Genomic DNA, 19,321 nt, shown 5'->3' with positions numbered 1-19,321 from the left:
GCGCTCACTCGGTGTACAGCGTCACGCCGAGCCCAGGCTGGAAGGTGCCGATGACGGTGCCGTCCACGTCGGGCACGAACGCCAGGCCGAACAGCAGGGTCGTGTTCACGGAGAGCTGAGGGGCGAGCCAGTACTCCAGGCCGCCACCCGCCGCGATCGACAGTGCGCTGGCGCTCGAGTCCGTGCTCCCGCTCTCGGAGCCCACCTGGTTGATCGCGCCCTCCAGCGCGAAGAAGGGGCGAAGAGCCTTGCCTGGAGTGCCTCCATAGGCGTTCAGACCGAGGCCCAGCGACAGGCCCGTGATGGACGCTTCCTGTACCGAGGCGAAGGCGAAGCCGGCGTTCAGGTTGACGCCCACCGAGTCACTGAAGAAGTAGCGGAGGCCCAGGCTCGAGCTGGTGCCCGCTGAATCTCCCAGGGCCAGGGTGCTGCCGAGCAGGTTGGCACGGATGCCGAACAGGCCCGTGCGCGGCCCCACCGGGAGCGCGGGCGTGGCCGGAGCCGCCGGAGTCACTTCCGGGGGAGTCGTGGGCGCCGCAGTTGAGGGGAAGTCGGGAGTCGCGGGCGTAGCCGAGGGGGTTTCACCTGCCTCGTCCGTGGCGGTCTTGGATTCATCCGGCAGGATTTCGCCCCTCGCGATGGCCTGCTTCTGGGCTTCCTCCTTGGCCGCTTCCGACGCCTTTTGCTGGCGATAGCGCTCGACTTCGGCGGCGCGTTGCGCGGCGGTCTTGCCCGTTGTCGCGCAGCCGGTGGCGGTCAGGACGAGCAGGGCGATACTCAGGTTCTTCATTGGGGTGTGTCCTCCAGGAAAGGCGCGTGCACATACCATCCACGCGCCTGGGAGGACCACCTGCTCCGAGTACTCCCTCTCCCTCTGGGAGAGGGTGGGGGTGAGGGTATCTGAGCCCGTTCTTCAACCCATCGTCCTCAGTGTGGACAGGGGTTTCAACCCGGGTTCACTCGCTACCCTCACCCCGTCCCTCTCCCGAAGGGAGAGGGATTAGTGACCCGCGTCCTTCGCGGAGCTCTTCGGTGGCGGCGCACCATCTTCGCCTCCGACGTCTCCGCCCTCGACCAGCTCCTTGTCCTCTTGCAGGAAGTCCTTGGCCACCTGATCCACGTCTTCGGGCTTGAGTCCGGTGAGCACCACGCTGGCGGCCCGCGTCCGGCTGACGAGCGCCGTCTCGCCGAGCGCTCCGTGGATGCGCATGAGCGCGATGTGGATCTCCGGGTCGAACGGGTCCGCGGCCAGCGCCTCCAGATACGCCTGTCGCGCCTTCGGGTAGTCCTTGCGGAACAGCAGGATGCGGCCCAGGTGCACGTTGGTGCTCGGTGAGCCCGGGTGCACGCGCAGCGAGCCGCGCAGTACCTGCTCGGCCTCGTCCAGCCGCCGCAGCTCCAGCAGCGCCAGCGCGTACTTGTTGGACACGGACTCGTACTTGTCGCCCACCAGCTTGTGGGCCTTTGCGTACTCCTCGGCGGCGGCCTTGATGCGGTTGCGCTCGCGCATCAGCTCGCCCAGGTGCGCGAACTTGCGCGCCGGCACCTCCGTCACCTCCGCGAAGTCGCCGAAGGAGATTTCACGCCCCTTCTTCTTCTCGTCCTGGTCCTTGGCGTTCTCCTTGAGCACCACCTCCTCGCGCGGCAGCAGCTCCTGAGGGAAGGGCTGCTTCTTGATGTGCGCGAGCCAGCTCTTCTCGAACAGCGCGAAGGGCATCCCCGTGGCCGCCTCCACCGCCTTCCTGTCCTGCTTGCCGTCGCGCAGGCCGAGGATGATCTCCCGCAGGCCCTTGTTGCCCTGCGTCGAGTACACGTAGTCGATGGCGTAGTAGACCTCGGCGAAGGCGGTGGCCGCGTCCTCGGCCGTGGGCAGCATGGCGATGGACGGGTGCATCTTCTCGAAGGGGATGAGCTTGTCCTCCTTCACCCGCCGGCCCAGCAGCGCCAGCGTCGAGGGCGTCATCGCCAGCCCTGGCTTGCCGCGCCAGCGCGACTCCAGGAACTTGGCCAGGCCCTCGTGCAGCCAGATGGGCACCGTGTTGTGGCTCATCTGGCTCACCACCAGGTGGATGTACTCGTGCGCCAGCGTGTCCTGCCAGTCGTAGCCCCGCGCCACGGCCTTGGGGCTCGTCACCATCAGCTTGTTGAACTTGCAGATGGCGATGGTGCCCGTGGTTTGGATCTGCTGGTAGGTGAGGGTGCTGACCTTCGACAGCTCGCGCGCGTTGTTCACCACCTCCACGCGAATCTTCCCCGGAGGCCGGTGCCCCAGGTCCTCGGCGAGCGCGCGGTGGATGGACTCCAGTGTCTCCAGCGCATAGGGCGCCAGCACCTCGTCCTTCCCCTTCGGGTAGTAGAAGATGAAGTGCTCGCTCTCCACGCGCACGTGGTCCTTCACGATGTCGCGCGTCTCCTTCGCCAGCCGCAGGTAGCTGCCCGGCTTGTCCTCGATGTTCGCCGCTCGCAGCAGCTCGATGGCCTCGTCGTAGCGGCCCTCCTCGAAGGCCACCCGGCCCTGGAAGTACTTGAGCGGCTCGATGTCCTCCGGGACGATGCTCTCCAGCGCCTGCAGCTCGCGCCGCGCGCCTGGCACGTCCCACCCATCCAGCGCTGCCTCCACCTTCCCCAGCCGCTCCTTGGCCTCGTTCTTCAGCGACTCCTGGGCCTGGGCGCCCGTGGCCAGCGACAGGGAGAGGGCGAGGGCCAGGACCCTCATGGTGCTCGCAACCCGGGTCATCACTTCACCAGCTCCTCGTAGTAGCGCTTCACCTGGTCCCGGTATTTCTCCGGCGTCCCTTCCTTCATCGCGTCCAGCAGATCCTTCCGGAACTCCTTCGGCGCCTGGTAGGCCTCCTCGTCCGGAATCTCCACCTTGTCGCGGGGATCCCTCCCGTTGCCCTCGCTCTTCCCCATGCCCATCGGCAGCGGCAGCCCACGTCCCTTGCCCCGGCCCTTCTGGCTCTCCTTCATCTGCTGCTGGAACTGCTTGAGCCCCTCGAGTGCCGCCTGCTGCTCGCCGTAGCCCCGGTTCGGGTCCTTGCCCTGCATCCGCTGCGAGGCCTCGCCCATGCGCCGGCCGATCTCCTCCATCTGGTCCCCAGCCTCCTGCCCGAAGATGGGTGCCATCTGCTCCATGTCCTGCATCTGCTGGCGCAGCTCCCGCGCCTTCTGCTCTAGCGATTGCTGCTGCTGGGCCAGTTGCTGCAACTGCTGCTTGTCCTGCTGGCTCATCTGCGAGCCCGGCGGCGGGAAGAGCGACTGCAGCTTGCGGTTCACGTCCTCCACCGACTTCGCGTCCTTCTCCAGCCGCTCGGCCAGCTCGGCGGACTGCTGCCGCACGTCGTCGGGGTTGCCGTACAGCTCGTCCAGCGAGCGCTGCTGTTCACCGTAGCTGGCGAGCTGTTGGGCCGCCTCGGAGGCCCGCTGTGCCGCCTCGGCCGCCAGGTCGTAGTCGTCCACCTTCAGCGCGTTCCTTGCGTTCTCCAGCTCGGCCTGGGCCTCTTCCAGCGGACGCGAGGCCCGGCTGTTGAGATCCTCGGGCCGCAGCTTCTCGTAGTCCTTCTGCACCTGCTCGAGCTGGCGCTGCAGCTCATCCTTCATGGCCTTGCCGCGCTCGGCCAGCCGGTCCTTGTTCTGCTGCCGAGCCTGGTCGCGCAGGGCCTTGGTGGCATCGGCCACGCGCTGCTGCTCTTGGGCCGTCTGCTCCAGCTCGTTCATGAAGTCGCCGAACTTCTTCGCCAGCTCCGGGTACTGCTCGTTGCCGAACTCGTCCTGGGCCTCGTTCAGGCCGTTGAGCATCTCGTCCATCTGCATGGACAGCTCCTGCAGCTTGGCGAGCGCCTCGTCCGTCTTGCCCTCGCGCATGAGCCGCTCCACGTCGTCGAGCGCGCTCTGCATGTCCTGGTCCTTCATCATCTCCTGAAGGGCCTCGGCGTTGAGGTGCTCGTCGCGGATGCCCTGGCGCATCTCGGCCATGCGCTGCATCAGCTCCTGGATGCGGTTGCGCACCTCCTGAATCTGCTGCATCACCTGCTCGCGCACCTGCTCATCCGGGTTCTGCTTGTACTGCTCGATGAGGTTGGCCAGCTCACGTCGCTCGGCGGCCAGCTGCTTCGCCAGCTCCTGCAGCGCCTCCAGCTTCTGCCGGTCCAGCAGGGACTCCAGGTAGAGGATGTCCTTCTCCAGCTCGGCGATTTCGTCTTCCACCAGGGCGCCCAGGCGGTTCCCGGTGCCAAAGTCGTCGCCCGCGCGGCGCTGCTGGGTACGCAGGTAGATGCGGCGCAGTTCCGAGGTGGCGCGCACCCGCTGGCCCAGCGTCTCAGAGATGTTGGCGAGCGCGGTGATGAGCTCGGCGGGGGTGTCCCGCTCGCGGCGCAGTTCCTGGGAGAGCGCGCGCATGTCCGCCACCAGCGTCAGGCCACTGGTGTCCACTGCCTGCCCCGAGGCCACCTTCTGCGGATCCTTCACCCGATCCCGGTCCGCTCCCTCCAGCCGGTCGGCCAGGTGGTCCACCATGCGGCCCCAGAGGGCCTCGGCCTTCTCCAGGGCGGCGCGACGGTGCTCCGCGGCGCTGTAGACGCGCAGCACCTGGGTGCGGCTCACGCCCCGCTTGGGGCCCTCCACCGCGTCGTTGTCCTTCGCCTCGACGTAGTAGGAGATGCGGTCTCCCGGCTGCACCTGCAGCGTGCCCAGGTTCCAGGTGTAGGTGCCCTTGTCCCGCCGGCCATCCTCACGGGGCAGCGGGATGCGCGTCTCCTCCTTGGCGCCCGGCGTGCGGAAGACGAGCGCCAGGCCATTGAGGCCGTAGTCGTCACTGGCCTCGTACTTGAGCGTCACCTGCTGGCCCGGGTCGATTTCAATCTCCGCCGCGGGCGTGAGGAGCTGGACCTGGGGTGGGGCGTCTGCCTCCACGTTGAGCGGGATGTCTGGCCCGGTGGCGATGGGCTTGCGGCTCGTGCCGTAGAAGACGAAGTGGTAGGTGCCCGCCTTCTTCGCGATGAAGGTGCCGGTGAGCTCGCGCTTGTCGTTGACGGTGAGCGGGAGCGTCTCGCCATTGACGACCAGCTCCGCGCGCTCCACCTCGCGGTCCGAGCGCGTCTTGAGCTGCACCTCGGTGCCGGCTGGCGCGCTCACCTCGCCATTGGTGCCCGGCACGGTGCGAGGGGCGAGCCCGGTGTAAGCCGGGTAGCGGTACGTCAGCTCGATGTCGCCGGTGATGGGCTCGCGCTGCTCGGCCAGGGGGGCCAGGCGCGCCGACTCGAGCGCCTTGGTGAGTCCCGCGCGCCAGGAGGTGCCCGCCAGGCCCAGCACCACTGTCATCACGAGCGCCACGCCGCCCAGCACCAGGGCGGCGTGCTTGAGGCGGGTGTCGTCCACCACCGTGCCCACGTCCACCTGGTCCGCACGCAGGTCCATCTGCCGCAGGAAGGCCTCGGCGAGCTCCTCCGAGTACTGAGCCTGGGCGCCCTGCTCGCGTGACAGCTCCACCGCGGCGAGCACGTCCAGGGACAGAGCCGGCTGGCGTTCGCCGATGAGGCGCGCCGTGCGGAAGTCATCCCCCACGGTGCGCAGGGAGAGCCAGACGCCGAAGACGCAGGCCACGAGCGCGCCCGCCACGGGGGAGAGCAGCAACAACCAGCGACCAGCGGCCGGGGCGACGAGCGCCAGGAAGCCACCCGCTCCTCCCAGTACGAGCAGGGTGGCGAGGCCCAGCATCGCGCCCTGGAGCCAGAGCTGGCGGCGTTGGCGGGTACGTACCGCGGCGAGCAGTCGCTCCACGCCATGCGAGCGGGGCTCGGCGAGAGGCTCCGACGGCGGAGCGGGAGGCTGCGGGGGTGGCGGAGGTGGGAGCTCCGGGCCTGGGGTCTGCGGGGATTCGAGATTCACGCTGTCACGTCCGCTCGGTCGTGTGGCAACCCATGGCCGGGCCACCTATTTCCCAAATCTGTAGCAGGCCCAGGCGCGCGGCGCGTCCCCCAGGACTCCGGGCGGGTGGCTTCTCCGCCCCGGTGTCCGCAGGTGGAAGCTTGCCGGGTGGGCTCAGCCGACAGGGAGTCAGCGGCTGGCGCTCTTGCGCGAGTCGGCCTCTTCCCCCTCCGTCACCGGCACCTGCTCGTCCTCCTTGTGGGGGGCGGTGCCGTTGGGGTTGTCGGCCGAGGGCTCACCGGCGCCCAGCTCCTCGGCGAGCGCGGTCAGCACCTCCTGGGCGGCCTGGAGGCGAGCCCGGGGCAGGCGGGTGATGGCCCGCTCCACGGCAGCCTCCACCGTGCCCGTGGTGGGCACGTCCATCCCGCGGCCCGCTTCCGTGAGGGAGAAGAGAGCCTTGCGACCGTCGAGCGGATCCGACTTGCGCTCGAGCAGCCCGCGCTTCTCCATTCGCTTGAGGACACCCGTCAGCGTGCTGGGGTGTACGTGCATGATCTGCGCGAGCCTGCCCGCGGTGATGCCGGGGAAGCGGCCCACGAGCCGTAGCACCAGCCGCTGTGGGCCGGTCAGCCCGAGCGTGGACTCCATGCGCTTGGACGTGGACTGCAGGCCGTGATCCACGGCCCACAGCAATCGCATGAACTCCAACACTTCCCCCAGAGGGGGCCTCTTGCTCTTGTCCGCGTTGAGCTGCTCGCCGAGCTCTTCGTTTGGCTTCATTTCTACACTGTCCCCTGAATTCTACCTTGCTGTCGCCCGTCTCTGTCCTTGGACAGGTAGTGCGTGCGGGCTCTACCTGCTTGCAAAATCAATCATCGGACCGATGTCCGCGAGCCAGGGCGCACCAGCGCCTGGCTGGGGACGGACCATGTCATTGTTTGGTTCCCTACTTTCCTTTTTCAGCACCAAATGAAGGATGACGCATTGCGTTATGGCGTCTGGCCAGACGGAGGAAGCCCGCCTGCTGGCTCGCCGTCGTGGCGGGCCTGCTGCAGCACCTCCAGCGCCTTTTCCAGGACCTCGTCCCGGCCGGCGCGCAGCCCCGCGAGCGTGGGGCGTACGGGCACGTCCGGTTGCAGGCCTACGCGCTGGAGTGGACGGCCATCGGCATGGAGGATGGTGGCGCCGCTGAAGATGAAGGTGATGCCGCCGGGCAACACCGTATCCGTGATGTCGCCGTTGGCGCCCGCGGTGGGGCTGCCCACGAAGAGGGTGCTGCTCGTCTCCTTCAACATCATGCCGGTGCTCTCCGCCTGGCTGATGGCCCGTCCGTCGATGAGCGTCACCACCCGGCCCTGGTAGCGAGGAACGTCCGCTTCGGGGACGGCCGACGCGTAACGGATGCGCGTGCCCATGCTGTCACCCAGGAGCAGGCTCACTTCTGCCTGGGACAGGAGTCTGGCACCGCGCGCGTTGAGATAGGGCGCCAGGGGCCACAGCGTCCCATTCGGGTAGCCGCGCAGGTCGAAGACGAGGGCGCGCGTGTCTCCGAGCTGCTCGAACATCCCGGGGACGTCCGCCGGCTTCAGGAGGGAGAGGGACACCAGTCCCACGTTGCCCGGAAGCCGCCGGTACGCCGGGCCTCCCTCGACGGTCGCCAGGTCGAAGTTCTGGAAGGCGTAGCTCACCTGCACCTGCTTCGTGCGGTCCTGGGCGTCGCGCACGGTGAGGGTGCGGGTGGAGCCGTCCTTGCCCGAAAGGGCGCGGCGCAGAATCTGGATGCGCAGGTGCTCGGGTGTGGAGGCGCTGATGTAGGGGGCAATCCGTTCTAGCAGGGCTGGCAGGGGCTCTCCGTCCACGGCCTCCAGCACGTCTCCCACGGTGAGCCCCGGCGCGGCGGACGGCACCTGGACCTTCACCACCACGGACTTGCCCTCGACCGGGAGGGCGGAGAAGGGCGCGGTGACGTTTCCCCAGAGCCGGAGGTATTCGGGATGGTCGCGCAGGTAGTTGTGGCCATCCTGGACGAGCGCGGCCATCTCGGCCACCGCGTGTGCGTACTCCGCGGCGTCTCGCGCGGCCTCGAGCTTCGGGAGGAAGCGTACGAGCGCCCCATTCCAGTCCGCATCGAGCAGCTCCAGGTTCGGATAGAAGAGGCGGATGACGTTCCAGAGTCGGATGGCCGCGAGCTGTCGGAGCGGCCGGGTCGGGTAGGGGCTCTCGTCGTAGGTCTTGTCCGGCTGCCACACGGCGGGAGGCAGCTCCGCGAGGTTCATCTTCCGCGGCTTCGCCCGGACCAGGCGCACCTGCTGGAGCGCGGTCTCCAGGGCCACATCCTTCGTGGCACTGGTGGTGGGCTCGGGCACCCGGGCGTCCGCCACAAGGCGGACGGTGAGCTCACTGGTGCGCACTCGTGCGATGAGCCCCTCGCCCAGGGAGACGCGCATCGATTCTCCTCCTGGTGAAGGGCCGAGGTCCCCCTCGGTGATGAGGCGCGCGAGCCCCTGGGCGTGGAGTGCTGGCACCAGGGGGGGCACGGGGGAGCGGGCATCGAGGAGGAAGACGAGAGGCGGCTTGCGGCCAGGCGTGCCGGTGAGGACATCCGTGGTGCCGAAGGAGAATCGGACCTCGTAGGCGGAGACGTCGTTGCGCTGGGCGCGGTAGCCGATGCGCTCCACCTGTCGTTGCGCGGGCCCGTGCAGTCGGCCCTCGAAGAGGAAGGGGCCGATGACGGAGAGCGCGTTCTTGATACGGCCGGGGGCGTTCGGGTCCTTCAGGTGGAGCGCGCGCAGGTCCACCACCACCGCCTTGGCTTTGGGTATGTCCGCTTCCACGGCCGAGCGCTCGGAGCGGATGCTGCTCAGTCCTCCGGCACCGGCCACCGCGCCGAGGTTCAGGACAAGCACCGCGCCCTTCTCCCAGCGACGGAGGGGCTGGGGCGTCACTTCGGGCAGCGCCGTTGCTTCCGGGGCTTCCCTGGGGTCGAGTCGTGTCGCCGGGTCCTCCAGCACGTCCAGCATCACTTGCACGGCTCGGGCGTAGGACTCCTGATCTGGCGCGGTCTCCACGCGGGGCAGCGCCGCGAGCAGCGCCGCGTCCCAGTCGAGTTCGGGAGTGGTGAGCAGCTTGGGGTGGCGGTAGCGCACCTCGCCCCAGAGCTCGGCAAGACGGTGCAGGCGCTGGAGGCGCACGGTCTCAGGCTCCGGGGCTGCCTGTTCCCCGGCCATCGCGGGGAGTGGACGGACGGCGGAGAGGGTGGCGAGCAGCAGGACATGGAGGAACCTCATGTGCCTCCTCGATGGGATAGGGGCGCTCACTCTAATGCTCCGTCCCATTCGCGGGTCGAGGGCCCTGGAGGTACTGGGGTAGGTTCTCCCCCATGCTGAAGACCCCGATCGGACGTCTGCGTGCCGTTGCCCTGCTCGAGGGCGTCTCCTTTGTCGTACTCCTTTTCATCGCCATGCCGTTGAAGTACCTGGCCGGCATGCCGCTGGCGGTGAAGCTGGTGGGCTGGGCGCACGGGCTGCTGTTCGTGCTCTTCATCCTCGCCCTTGCGGAGGCCGCCGTGACGCACCGCTGGTCGCTGCTGCGCGTGGTGGGTGCGTTCATCGCGTCGCTGCTGCCCTTCGGGACGTTCGTGCTCGACGCGCGGCTGCGCCGTGAGGAGCAGGCCGCCGTGGAGCCGGCCACGAGCTGAGGCAGCGCGCCGGGCCTGTCACTGCGTCCCTGCGCTTAGATGGCGAAGTCGCCGAGGAACACCTTGGCCATGCGCACGTCGGCGTGGACGTGATCGCCCTCAACGACGCCCAGGTTCTCGAACTCGGCGCGAGGCACCTCGACAGTCACCGTCTCTCCGGAGGGAAGCTTGAGCAGCACCTTCACGTAGCCACCCACGGACTTGAACCGCTCGACGAGCACCGTGCTGGGTCCGCTGGCGCCGTTGGCTGGCCTGATGATTTTGATGTCATGCGGGCGGACGAACGCGTGCACCGCCTCGCCCTCCCGAGCGCTCTGAGGCGCCTCCACGACGAGGGTGCCCACCTCGGCCCGGCCCGAGCGGACACGTCCGCGCAGGATGCTGGTGCCGCCCACGAAGGAGGCGACGAACGGCGTGGCTGGCTGGTCGTAGATTTCCTCCGGTGACCCGGCCTGGGCCACGCGCCCGTCCGAGAGCACCACCACGTGCTGCGAAATCTCTAGCGCCTCCTCCTGATCATGGGTGACAAGCAGGGTGGTGACGCCCGTCTGCTCATGGAGGGACTGGAGCCACTCGCGCAGCTCCACGCGCACGCGGCTGTCGAGCGCGCCGAAGGGCTCGTCCAGCAGCAGCAGCTTGGGGCGGATGGCGAGCGCCCGCGCGAAGGCCACGCGCTGCCGCTGTCCTCCAGAGAGCTGTCCGGGGTAGCGCTGTCCCAGCTCCTCCAACTGCACCAGACGCAGCATCTCGTCCACACGTGCTTCGATGTCGGCACGGGGCAGCCGGCGCGTCTCCAGCCCGAAGGCGATGTTCTGCCGCACCGTCATGTGCTTGAAGAGCGCGTAGCTCTGGAAGACGACCCCGATGCCGCGCTTCTGCACGGGCTGGTGGGTACACTCCACGCCCTCGATGCGCACGGAGCCCGAGTCCGGCAGCTCGAGCCCGGCGATGAGGCGCAGCAGCGTGGACTTGCCCGCTCCCGAGGGCCCCAGCAGCGTGGTGATGGCTCCAGACGGTGCCTGGAACGACACATCCGAGACGGCGGGAGTCCCCCCGGTGGTGAATCGCTTGGTGAGGTGCTCGACGATGACGCTCATGGGGACTCGGCCCTCCACTCGACGTACTTCTTGACGGCCAGGGTCACCAGCGCGAGCACCGTGAGCAGTGAGGCCACGGCGAACGCACCGGAGAGGTTGTATTCGTTGTAGAGGATCTCCGCGTGCAGCGGCAGGGTGTTGGTCACCCCGCGCACGTGGCCGGAGACGACAGACACGGCGCCGAACTCGCCCATCGCGCGCGCGTTGCACAGCAGCACGCCGTACAGCACGCCCCACTTCACCTTGGGTAGCGTCACACGCAGGAAGGTGCGCCAGCCGCTCGCGCCCAGCGTGAGGGCAGCCTCCTCCTCGTCCTGCCCCTGGGCCTGCATGACGGGCAGCACCTCGCGCGCCACGAAGGGGAACGTTACGAACACGGTGGCCAGCACGATACCGGGCACGGCGAAGATGATGTGGACGTCATGCGCGTCCAGCCAGGCGCCGAACCACCCCTGCCGGCCGAAGAGCAGCACGAAGATGAGCCCCGCGATGACTGGCGACACGCTGAAGGGCAGGTCGATGAGCGTGAGGAGCACGTCGCGGCCGGGGAAGCGGAAGCGGGCGATGAGCCACGCGGCGGCGAGCCCGAAGACCAGGTTGAGCGGCACGGCGATGGCGGCGGCCAGCAGCGTGAGCCGGATGGCGGACCAGGTCTCGGGCTCCTGGAGGGTGGCAACGTACGTGCCCACGCCCTTCTGCAGGGCGTAGGTGAAGACGGCCACCAACGGCACGACGACGAAGACGCCCAGGAAGGCGAGCGCCAGGCCAATGAGCAACCAGCGTACGGGCGCCGGGCCGGAGACGGTGCGCCGGTGCCGGCGCGGAGCGTACGAGGTTGGGTGCATGGCAGGCGTCCTATCCGGTCCGAGCCTCGAGCCGGCGTTGGCTCCAGCGCTGCAGCAGGTTGACGGCGAGCAGGAGCGCGAACGAGGCCGCGAGCATCACCCCGGCGATGGCCGTCGCGCCGGCGTAGTCGTACTGCTCGAGCCGGGTGATGATGAGCAGCGGAGCAATCTCCGTCTTCATGGGCATGTTGCCGGAGATGAAGACGACGGAGCCGTACTCGCCAATGGCCCGCGCGAAGGCGAGCGTGAAGCCGCTGAGCAGGGCGGGGAACACACTGGGGAAGAGGACGCGGGTGAAGACCTGCCAGGGCGTGGCACCGAGCGTGGCGGCGGCCTCCTCCACGTCGGCGTCGATGTCCTCGAGTACAGGTTGCACGGTGCGCACCACGAAGGGCAGCCCGATGAAGGTGAGCGCCACCACGATACCCAGGGGCGTGAAGGCCACCTTGAAGCCGAGCGCCTCCAGGTACTGCCCGTACCACCCGTTGCGCGCGTAGAGGGTGGTGAGCGTGAGCCCCGCCACGGCGGTGGGCAGGGCGAAGGGCAGGTCCACCAGTGCGTCCACCAGCGCCTTGCCGGGGAAGCGGTAGCGCACCAACACCCAGGCCACGAGCAGGCCGAAGACGGCATTGGCCAGCGCGGCGAGCAGGGCCGCGCCAAAGCTGAGCCGGTACGCCGCGAGCACGCGAGGTGAAGCCACTATCTCCCAGAACTGCGCCCAGGAGAGGGTGAATGTCTTGAGGAAGAGGCCGGACAGCGGCAGCAGGACGATCAGGGCCAGGTACAGCCAGCTGAGCCCCAGGGTCAGTCCGAAGCCCGGCAGGACGCGGCGTCGTGCGCTCGGGTTCATGGAGGCGGCTCCGATCATTGCGCCTGGGGGACGTAGACCTGATCGAAGGCGCCGCCGTCGTCGAAGTGCTTCTTCTGTGCCTGCTTCCAGCCGCCGAACACCTCGTCGATGGTGAACAGGCTCACCGTGGGGAAGTGGCTCGCGTGCTTCGCCGCGACCGCCTGGGAGCGGGGCCGGAAGTGGTGCTTCGCGGCGATCTCCTGGCCCTCCTCGGAGTAGATGAACTGGAGGTAGGCCTCGGCCGCGGCGCGGGTGCCCTTGCGCTCGACGTTGCGGTCCACGATGGCGACGGGCGGCTCGGCGAGGATGCTCACCGAGGGGACGATGATCTCAAACTGGTCCTTGTTGCCCACCTCCCGGGTGAGCAGGAAGGCCTCGTTCTCCCAGGCGATGAGCACGTCACCGAGGCCGCGCTCGGCGAAGGTGGTGGTGGCGCCGCGCGCGCCCGAGTCCAGCACGGGCACGTTCTTGAAGAGCTGGGAGATGAACTCGCGCGCCTTCGCCTCGTCACCGCCAGCCTTGCGCAGCGCGTAGCCCCATGCGGCCAGGTAGTTCCAGCGCGCGCCCCCGGACGTCTTGGGGTTGGGGGTGATGACGGACACGCCGGGCTTGAGCAGGTCCTCCCAGTCGCGGATGCCCTTGGGGTTGCCCTTGCGCACCACGAAGACGATGGTGGACGTGTACGGCGAGCTGTTGTGGGGCAGCCGCGACTGCCAGTTCTCCGGCACGAGGTTGCCCTTGTCGTGCAGCATGTCGATGTCGTACGCGAGCGCGAGCGTCACCACGTCCGCGTCCAGCCCGTCGATGACGGCGCGCGCCTGCTTGCCGGAGCCGCCGTGGGACTGCTTGATGACGAGCTTCGTCCCGTTCTTCGCCTCCCACTGCTTCGAGAAGGCGGCGTTGAGGTCCGTGTAGAGCTCGCGCGTGGGATCGTACGAGACGTTGAGCAGGGTGACCGCTTCCGGTTGCGAGCCGCTTGGCTTCGAGCAGCCACTCACCGCGGGCACGGCGGAGAGCAGAAGGGTTAACAGGGTGACAGTGCGCTTGAAGGGGGACAATGACTTCATGAGGTACCTCGATGCGGAGGGAGGCGGCGAGGTCTCGGTGAGTCGAGTCTCTTCAAGCTCGAAAGCCCACCATCCCCTCGCGGGTAGTGGGCTCTCCAGAGCACGCAGCCGTCAGCCTTGGGGCCTCCGGCGGGCGAGCGCCCACCCGTGGTGCCAACAACGACAAGGCTTCATGGGGCGGGGGATGAGCATGAACGGGCAAGAAAGTGCCCGGGAGGCATCCGCTTGTCAAGCGGTTCGTCCGCTATAGCGGATGGCGAGGCCTCTCGTGGCGCTCGGGGTGGGGGACTCTCGGTCCGTGTAGGGTGTAACGAAAGAAATCCAGGGGGACTGCTCTGGGGGGTGGGGGCGTGGTATTCGAGAGCGCGTCGGCGGTGCCCGTGAGCCAGGGCCCGTGTTGCAGACATGGATGGGGGGATTACGGGAGGCACGATGTGGGCGAACTCGGAAGTCTGTGAATGGCGGTCGGGCTGGGGGAGGGGACGATGATGGACTGGCGACTTCCGAAGGGCGTGACACGCATGGTGCTGGTGCGGCACGGACAGCCAGTGGAGGAGACGCGGGGCCGCTGCTACGGACGGCTCGACGTGGGGCTGTCCTCCACGGGGGTGCTGCAGGCCGAGCGCGCCGCGCGTTTCCTGGCCGAGGCGCCCCTGCTGCGCATCTACACGAGCCCCCGTCAGCGGGCGCGGGAGAGCGCGGCACCCCTGGCGGAGCTGAAGGGCATGGCGGTGGATACGGAAGAGGCGTTCCGGGAGATCGACTTCGGTCTCTTTGAGGGCCTCACGTATGAAGAGGCGGAGAAGCGCTACCCGGAGATCTACGCGGAGTGGATGGCGCATCCGGCCCGGGTGCAGTTCCCGCAGGGCGAGAGCTACTCGGAGATGCGCGAGCGGGTGCGGTCCGCGGGCCGGGCGCTGCGGACCCGGCACGCGGGCGAGACGTTCGTGTTGGTGTCGCACGGTGGCGTGAACCGGACGTTGCTGGCCGAGGCGCTGGGCATGCCGGACGACAACCTGTTCCGGCTGGAGCAGGGCTACGCCGCGGTGAACATCATCGACTTCTACGGCGACGAGCCCATCGTGAAGATGATGAACGTGACGTTCGGCTAGAAGCTGGCGTCGAGCTGGATGCGGGCAAGGTGTCGCCCCTCTCCCGTGGAGCCGAAGATGTAGAAGTAGTCGCCTTGCAGTTTGAAGGCGTGGCCGTTGAGGTAGAGATTGACGCCTGCCCCGAGCTGTTTGCCTTGGGTCCGGGCGAGCTGGATGAGCTGAGGGTCGGTTCCGCTCCGGGCGAAGAGCTTGTCCCACCGCGCGGTCACCTCCAGCTGCCGGGTCACCATCATGCCGCCCTGCACGAAGTAGCCGTAGCCCGAGCGGGTCGACTCGCGGGTGACGGTTCCGTTGAGGGTCCGCTCGAGCACGTCCTCGCTGGCCTCGCGCCACAGGCCCTCGGCGAGGAGCGAGAAGCCCCGGTACTTGAACACCAGGTCCGCGGCCAGGTGGGTGTAGTCCGTCGTGCCGGCGGTGAAGGCCGTGCCGATGGTGCTCTGCGCCCGCGAGGTTCGGAAGTTGTAGGCGCCCGCGACACCCAGGCTCAGCCGAGGCCTCGCCGCGCGGGTCAGGTCTCCCTCCTGATCATCATCGAAGGTGCCGAAGGGCCGCAGCGTGAGTCGGAGGACGGTGAGCGGTCCGGGCTCGTACGCAGCGAAGCGGTTGCGCCCATCGCCCCCTCCGATGAAGAGCTGGTAGCCGAGCAGCTCCTTCAAGCCAAAGAGGTTGTTGGACGAGAACATCACGCCCACATCGCGGTCGAGGTTCAGCTCGCGCACCACCAACTGCCGGTCGACGAACTGCAGCGCGAACTCGCGGATGGTGCGGGCGCGATCGAAGGGCACGAAGAACTGGCCGACGCGGATGTTCAGGTCCCGGAAGCGGGTGTAGTCCACGAAGGCGTCGAAGATGGGCGTGCTGCTGCCCGCATCGAAGTCGTTGCCGCCGAAGGCGAGCTGGATGGTGTAGCGGAGCTCCGGCGTCAGCACGTTCCCGAACGCCGTAAGACGGACCGTCCTGATCTGAATCTCGTTGGTATCGCTCTCGCCGGCGTGGAGGAACGTGTTGCGGAACTGGAGCCGCGCCCGGATGCCGAAGGAGTAGCGGTCGTCGGCCGTCTTCACGAGGATTCCGCGTCCGGGCTCCGCGATGATGATGGGCGATGGGTTGGCCGGTGCATCCGTTGTTGGCGCGGGCCCCTGCGCGGCGGCGCTCCCGATACCAAGGCACAGCGTGAGAAGGATGCTGAATACACCCGGGGCGTGCTTCGAGATGTTTGGAGGCATGAAGGATTCCGAGAGGCCTACGACTGTTGCGACGTTCGTTCCCTACCGCTCCGGCGCACGGTTCGCGCCAGGACGGCAACTCACTCAAGGGGGGACGGACGACAACAGCGGCAACAGGCCTTCATCATGGATGTGTCCAATATAACGGATGTCTCCTAGGGCCAACAAGCGTTAACTTGTCCGCTATAGCGGATGAATCCTGTCTCCATGACTCTCGGGTAGGCTGGCCCTCCATGGAAGCCGCTGCTGCCCGAGTGCCGCACTCTGCCCGGCTGTTACAGGAGTACCTGGACCAGGACGTCGTCCCGCGCGAGATGGCCATTGCGCGCTTCATGCGCGGCATGATGGTGCTCGGCTGTACGGCCTCGCTGCTGCTCATGGGCGTGATTGGCAAGGGCCTGTCGCTGAGCCTCGCGGGACTGACGGGCGGGCTGTGTATCTATTACGCCCTCATGCTGCGGACACTGCAGCAGGGCGGCTTCCACCCGGCGATTCAATGGGTGGACAGCGCCATCACCGTGTCCATTCCGGCGGTGGCGTGCGCCACGGACGTGTACTTCCACGGGGCCGAGTACGCACTCACCACGCCCCCGGCGCTCGCCTGGGGCGCGCTCATCGTGGTGTGCGCGCTGCGGGCGGGCAAGACGCTGGCGTACGCGGCGGCGGCGCTCGCCGCGGTGGAGTACATGGCGCTGTTCCTGCTCGTGATACAGCCGCGGCTCCCGCCCGAGCCCCTGAGCACCCTGACGTTCCCCATGGTGCTGCTGCGCTGCGTGTTCCTCTTCGCCTATGGCCCGCTGGCGGCGACGCTGGCCGGCCTCATCGTGAGCAAGGCCGAGGACGCGCTGCGCGCCATCCGCGAGAAGGACGTGATGGGGAAGTACTTCCTCCACGAGCGGCTGGGCTCGGGCGGCATGGCCGAGGTGTTCCGCGCCACCTACAGCCCGGAGGGCGGCTTCGAGAAGCAGGTGGCCGTCAAGCGCATCCTCCCGGCCTACGCGGACAACGAGGAGTTCCTCGCCATGTTCCGGCGCGAGGCCGAGCTGGGCTCGCTGCTCATCCACCCCAACATCGTGCAGGTGCTCGACCTGGGGCGGCACCAGGGCACCGTCTTCCTGGCCATGGAGTTCGTGGATGGCATGCCACTGAGCTCGCTGCTGCGGCGTCTCCCCGCGAGGCGGTTGCCTCCGGCGGCGGTGGCCTACCTCGGCGCGGAGGTCGCCTCCGCGCTGGCGTACATGCACGGGCGCACGGGCCCCCGGGGTGAGCCGCTGGGCCTGGTTCATCGGGACCTCAACCCGCCCAACGTCCTGTTGTCGCGCATTGGCGAGGTGAAGCTGTCGGACTTCGGCATCGCACGGGCGGCCAATCAGCTCTCCATCACTCGGGCGCAGACGGTGCGCGGTAAGGCGGGCTACATGGCGCCGGAGCAGGCCTATGGCCAACCCCTGGACGGTCGCGCGGACCTCTTCGCGCTGGGCCTCACCCTGCACGAGGCCCTCACGGGTGAGCGCGCCCTGCAGGGAAACAGTGAGACGGCGCTGATGGTCGCCGCCACCAAGCAGGAGCTGCTGCCTCCCTCCCACTTCGTGCCCGGCATCTCGCCCGCGCTCGACGCCATCATCATGGGGTTGCTCGTGCACGACCGGGAGCAGCGCACCCCCTCGGGCGAGGTGCTGCAGCAGCAGTTCCTGGCGCTCACGGGCTCCGAGGCACCCCATCCCCATGGCCGGCGGCAGCTGGTCGATGCCATGCGTCTGGTCATGACCCAGCCCTCCGTGCCCGTTCAGCCCCTCCAGCTCACGCCCGACATGGCGCTCACGGAGAAGGCCGAGTCGCCGCTTCGGCCTCGTGCTGTCCGCCGGTAAGGGACGGCGAGGAGGTGGGAGAGAGGAGGCCAGGGACTCTGGCAACCCTCTCTCCCGAGCGCTCAGGGTTTCGCCGGCGCAGGGGCGGTGACGCGAACCTCGCCCATCTGCACCAACGCCTTTTCCGCCTTCAGCGTCGTTGGGCCCTGAAGCGTCAGGTACGGCTTGAGCTTCAAGAACTGCTTCTTGCCGAAGCCTTTCACCCGCACCAGCTCCTCAATGCGTTTGAAGGCCCGCTTCTCCCGCCAGGTGACGATGCGTTGCGCGGCCTTCGGGCCCACGCCCGGAAGCAGATCCAACTGGGCCACTGTCGCCTCATTCAGGTTCACCACGCCTGTGTACTGGGTCCGCGTCTTCGGGCTCGCCGCGCCCGCGCTCCCAGCCCCGAGCAGCACCAGTCCCAGCACCGCGGCCGCCCACATCCCCCTCGCGCGCCCGCTCACGAGTGACCTCCCACCGGCAGCGAGTCCAGCCCACCGTCGACCCCGTAGCGCCCGCCGCCGCCCGCCTGCACCGTGTCCTTCTTGTCCCCCGCCTCGCGCACGTGCAGCTTGCCGTCCAGCGGCAGCACATCCAGCAGCACGTTGAGCGAGCCGTCCTTGTTGACGAAAGCACTCCCCGCCCGCACCCAGATGCTCCCTCCCTTACCCTCGCGGATGGAGAACACCGCCAACCGCTTCCCCGCCGTCAGCATCGACTACCTCTCTGCTTCACCTTCGCGCCTCCATTGGCGCGCTCGCTGGACTCCAGAGCAGACGTCATGCCAGGGGCTCTTCCCTCGGAGCTCGCCCCCTTGGAGCGTGCAGGTGCGATCAGATCGTCCCGAGGGCGGGACGGCGTGGGTTCGCCGGACAACCCTCACAGGGGCTGTCCGCGCTCCAGGAGACACCTGCGCGCCCAGGGTGCTGGCGGGTTCCTCGCGTGGTATCGAGGATACGTTTAGGGCCGGAGACTCATCGACGAGGAGGCGCACGCTCATGCGCTCTGCGGTTCTTGCGGTGGTGGTGCTGTGTTCCCTGGCCGGTTGTTCCGCTGACAAGGGACGGCTCCGTCCCATTGAGGCTCCCCAGGTGATCCTCTCGAGTGACGGCCGCGTCGCCGCTGCCGAGGACGGGGGCGTGCGCCTCGTGGCGAGCGGGGACTCCTGGAAGGGCAACCCCTTTGATCTCGTGCGCTACCTCGCGCCGGTGGAGGTCGTCCTGGAGAACAACAGCGGCCGGACCCTGCGCATCCAGTACGAGGACTTCGAGCTGGTGGGGGAGGCGCACTACGCCGCGCTCGCACCCCATACGCTGGCCGGGCTCGAGCCCAGCTCGGGCTCCGGGGTTCGGATGCCGTCGCCACCTCCCACCTACAGCCCGTATGGACGTTTCAACGAGGAGCCCCGCGTCAACTGCTATACCTGCCCGCCCTCGGGCGCCTCGCGGCTGCCGTCGGAGGACATGCTGCGGATGGCCTTCCCCGAAGGCATCCTGAAGGATGGGTCCTCCTGGACGGGGTTCCTCTATTTCCAGAATCCCGGTGCCCATGAACGCCGGGCCACGCTCCAGGCCCGTCTGGTGGACGCGACCACCGGAGAGCGGTTCGGCACGCTGAGCATCCCCTTCCGGGTGCACGGCTCCTCCCGCTGACAAAGGGGGGACTGGCCGCTCCCGCCCTCCATGCACACCCTGCGCGTCACTCGTTCGTGTGCT

16 protein-coding genes are annotated in these 19,321 nt (G+C 68.3%); 4 read left to right on the top strand and 12 right to left on the bottom strand.

Annotated features, from left to right (window positions below; translation table 11 throughout):
* Positions 1 to 4: 4 nt before the first annotated feature.
* The 5 genes from F0U60_RS46870 to F0U60_RS46850 form a co-directional block, all read right to left on the bottom strand.
* Complete coding sequence (locus F0U60_RS46870) at positions 5 to 790, bottom strand: hypothetical protein (RefSeq protein ID WP_395810342.1); 786 nt, start codon at positions 788 to 790, stop codon at positions 5 to 7.
* 210 nt (positions 791 to 1,000) lie between these two features.
* A complete protein-coding gene (locus F0U60_RS46865; protein WP_395825744.1) occupies positions 1,001 to 2,737 on the bottom strand; it encodes a peptidase MA family metallohydrolase in 1,737 nt (578 codons plus the stop codon).
* Positions 2,737 to 5,886 (bottom strand): DUF4175 family protein, encoded by a 3,150-nt coding sequence (locus F0U60_RS46860; protein WP_395810340.1) that lies wholly within the window; start codon positions 5,884 to 5,886, stop codon positions 2,737 to 2,739. The genes F0U60_RS46865 and F0U60_RS46860 overlap by 1 nt, the downstream gene beginning before the upstream one ends.
* Positions 5,887 to 6,054: 168 nt before the next feature.
* A complete protein-coding gene (locus tag F0U60_RS46855; RefSeq protein ID WP_395810338.1) occupies positions 6,055 to 6,645 on the bottom strand; it encodes a MarR family winged helix-turn-helix transcriptional regulator in 591 nt (196 codons plus the stop codon).
* 209 nt (positions 6,646 to 6,854) lie between these two features.
* Positions 6,855 to 9,152 (bottom strand): S41 family peptidase, encoded by a 2,298-nt coding sequence (locus tag F0U60_RS46850; protein ID WP_395810335.1) that lies wholly within the window; start codon positions 9,150 to 9,152, stop codon positions 6,855 to 6,857.
* A 92-nt stretch (positions 9,153 to 9,244) separates the two neighbouring features.
* Between F0U60_RS46850 and F0U60_RS46845 the strand changes: the two genes are divergently transcribed.
* Positions 9,245 to 9,562 (top strand): DUF3817 domain-containing protein, encoded by a 318-nt coding sequence (locus F0U60_RS46845; RefSeq protein ID WP_395810333.1) that lies wholly within the window; start codon positions 9,245 to 9,247, stop codon positions 9,560 to 9,562.
* A gap of 35 nt (positions 9,563 to 9,597) precedes the next feature.
* Here the strand turns inward: F0U60_RS46845 and F0U60_RS46840 are convergent, their stop codons facing one another.
* The 4 genes from F0U60_RS46840 to F0U60_RS46825 are packed head-to-tail and all read right to left on the bottom strand — an operon-like array spanning position 9,598 to position 13,421.
* Entirely contained in the window at positions 9,598 to 10,659 is a 1,062-nt protein-coding gene (locus F0U60_RS46840; RefSeq protein ID WP_395810331.1) for a sulfate/molybdate ABC transporter ATP-binding protein, read from the bottom strand.
* On the bottom strand, positions 10,656 to 11,504 hold the full coding sequence (gene cysW / locus F0U60_RS46835) for a sulfate ABC transporter permease subunit CysW (RefSeq protein ID WP_395810329.1): 849 nt from the start codon (positions 11,502 to 11,504) through the stop codon (positions 10,656 to 10,658). The genes F0U60_RS46840 and cysW overlap by 4 nt, the downstream gene beginning before the upstream one ends.
* A gap of 10 nt (positions 11,505 to 11,514) precedes the next feature.
* Complete coding sequence (gene cysT, locus F0U60_RS46830) at positions 11,515 to 12,354, bottom strand: sulfate ABC transporter permease subunit CysT (RefSeq protein ID WP_395810327.1); 840 nt, start codon at positions 12,352 to 12,354, stop codon at positions 11,515 to 11,517.
* Between the two features lie 14 nt (positions 12,355 to 12,368).
* Entirely contained in the window at positions 12,369 to 13,421 is a 1,053-nt protein-coding gene (locus F0U60_RS46825; RefSeq protein ID WP_395810325.1) for a sulfate ABC transporter substrate-binding protein, read from the bottom strand.
* Positions 13,422 to 13,879: 458 nt separating this feature from the next.
* Between F0U60_RS46825 and F0U60_RS46820 the strand changes: the two genes are divergently transcribed.
* Positions 13,880 to 14,533: a histidine phosphatase family protein gene (locus F0U60_RS46820; RefSeq protein WP_395810323.1), complete on the top strand. Its 654-nt coding sequence runs from the start codon at positions 13,880 to 13,882 to the stop codon at positions 14,531 to 14,533.
* On the opposite strand, the gene F0U60_RS46815 is transcribed toward F0U60_RS46820, so the two are convergent.
* Positions 14,530 to 15,759, bottom strand: coding sequence for a porin (locus F0U60_RS46815; protein WP_395810321.1), 1,230 nt, complete (start codon positions 15,757 to 15,759; stop codon positions 14,530 to 14,532). The two genes, F0U60_RS46820 and F0U60_RS46815, sit on opposite strands and share 4 nt — an antisense overlap.
* A gap of 233 nt (positions 15,760 to 15,992) precedes the next feature.
* On the opposite strand from F0U60_RS46815, the gene F0U60_RS46810 reads away from it, so the two are divergent.
* Complete coding sequence (locus F0U60_RS46810; RefSeq protein WP_395810319.1) at positions 15,993 to 17,627, top strand: serine/threonine-protein kinase; 1,635 nt, start codon at positions 15,993 to 15,995, stop codon at positions 17,625 to 17,627.
* A gap of 62 nt (positions 17,628 to 17,689) precedes the next feature.
* Here F0U60_RS46810 and F0U60_RS46805 read toward each other — a convergent pair whose 3' ends face one another.
* Both F0U60_RS46805 and F0U60_RS46800 read right to left on the bottom strand, forming a co-directional pair.
* Positions 17,690 to 18,070, bottom strand: coding sequence for a ComEA family DNA-binding protein (locus F0U60_RS46805; RefSeq protein WP_395810317.1), 381 nt, complete (start codon positions 18,068 to 18,070; stop codon positions 17,690 to 17,692).
* Positions 18,067 to 18,321: a hypothetical protein gene (locus tag F0U60_RS46800; RefSeq protein ID WP_395810315.1), complete on the bottom strand. Its 255-nt coding sequence runs from the start codon at positions 18,319 to 18,321 to the stop codon at positions 18,067 to 18,069. Before F0U60_RS46800 ends, F0U60_RS46805 begins: the two co-directional genes overlap by 4 nt.
* 283 nt (positions 18,322 to 18,604) lie before the next feature.
* Between F0U60_RS46800 and F0U60_RS46795 the strand changes: the two genes are divergently transcribed.
* On the top strand, positions 18,605 to 19,258 hold the full coding sequence (locus tag F0U60_RS46795; RefSeq protein ID WP_395810313.1) for a hypothetical protein: 654 nt from the start codon (positions 18,605 to 18,607) through the stop codon (positions 19,256 to 19,258).
* Positions 19,259 to 19,321 lie beyond the last annotated feature (63 nt).

Origin of the sequence: Archangium minus (assembly GCF_044360475.1) — a bacterium.
Classification (GTDB): domain Bacteria; phylum Myxococcota; class Myxococcia; order Myxococcales; family Myxococcaceae; genus Archangium; species Archangium minus.
Note: the sequence above shows the minus strand (reverse complement) of the source record. Positions and strands in the feature narration are given on the sequence as shown.

Excerpts from the sequence above, each read along its gene's own strand:
- F0U60_RS46810 (WP_395810319.1), top strand. The coding sequence starts at position 15,993 with ATGGAAGCCGCTGCTGCCCGAGTGCCGCACTCTGCCCGGCTGTTACAG.
- F0U60_RS46825 (WP_395810325.1), bottom strand. The coding sequence starts at position 13,421 with ATGAAGTCATTGTCCCCCTTCAAGCGCACTGTCACCCTGTTAACCCTT.
- F0U60_RS46800 (WP_395810315.1), bottom strand. The coding sequence starts at position 18,321 with ATGCTGACGGCGGGGAAGCGGTTGGCGGTGTTCTCCATCCGCGAGGGT.
- F0U60_RS46815 (WP_395810321.1), bottom strand. The coding sequence starts at position 15,759 with ATGCCTCCAAACATCTCGAAGCACGCCCCGGGTGTATTCAGCATCCTT.
- F0U60_RS46870 (WP_395810342.1), bottom strand. The coding sequence starts at position 790 with ATGAAGAACCTGAGTATCGCCCTGCTCGTCCTGACCGCCACCGGCTGC.
- F0U60_RS46845 (WP_395810333.1), top strand. The coding sequence starts at position 9,245 with ATGCTGAAGACCCCGATCGGACGTCTGCGTGCCGTTGCCCTGCTCGAG.
- F0U60_RS46795 (WP_395810313.1), top strand. The coding sequence starts at position 18,605 with ATGCGCTCTGCGGTTCTTGCGGTGGTGGTGCTGTGTTCCCTGGCCGGT.
- F0U60_RS46850 (WP_395810335.1), bottom strand. The coding sequence starts at position 9,152 with ATGAGGTTCCTCCATGTCCTGCTGCTCGCCACCCTCTCCGCCGTCCGT.
- cysT (WP_395810327.1), bottom strand. The coding sequence starts at position 12,354 with ATGAACCCGAGCGCACGACGCCGCGTCCTGCCGGGCTTCGGACTGACC.
- F0U60_RS46855 (WP_395810338.1), bottom strand. The coding sequence starts at position 6,645 with ATGAAGCCAAACGAAGAGCTCGGCGAGCAGCTCAACGCGGACAAGAGC.
- F0U60_RS46840 (WP_395810331.1), bottom strand. The coding sequence starts at position 10,659 with ATGAGCGTCATCGTCGAGCACCTCACCAAGCGATTCACCACCGGGGGG.
- cysW (WP_395810329.1), bottom strand. The coding sequence starts at position 11,504 with ATGCACCCAACCTCGTACGCTCCGCGCCGGCACCGGCGCACCGTCTCC.
- F0U60_RS46820 (WP_395810323.1), top strand. The coding sequence starts at position 13,880 with ATGGCGGTCGGGCTGGGGGAGGGGACGATGATGGACTGGCGACTTCCG.
- F0U60_RS46865 (WP_395825744.1), bottom strand. The coding sequence starts at position 2,737 with ATGACCCGGGTTGCGAGCACCATGAGGGTCCTGGCCCTCGCCCTCTCC.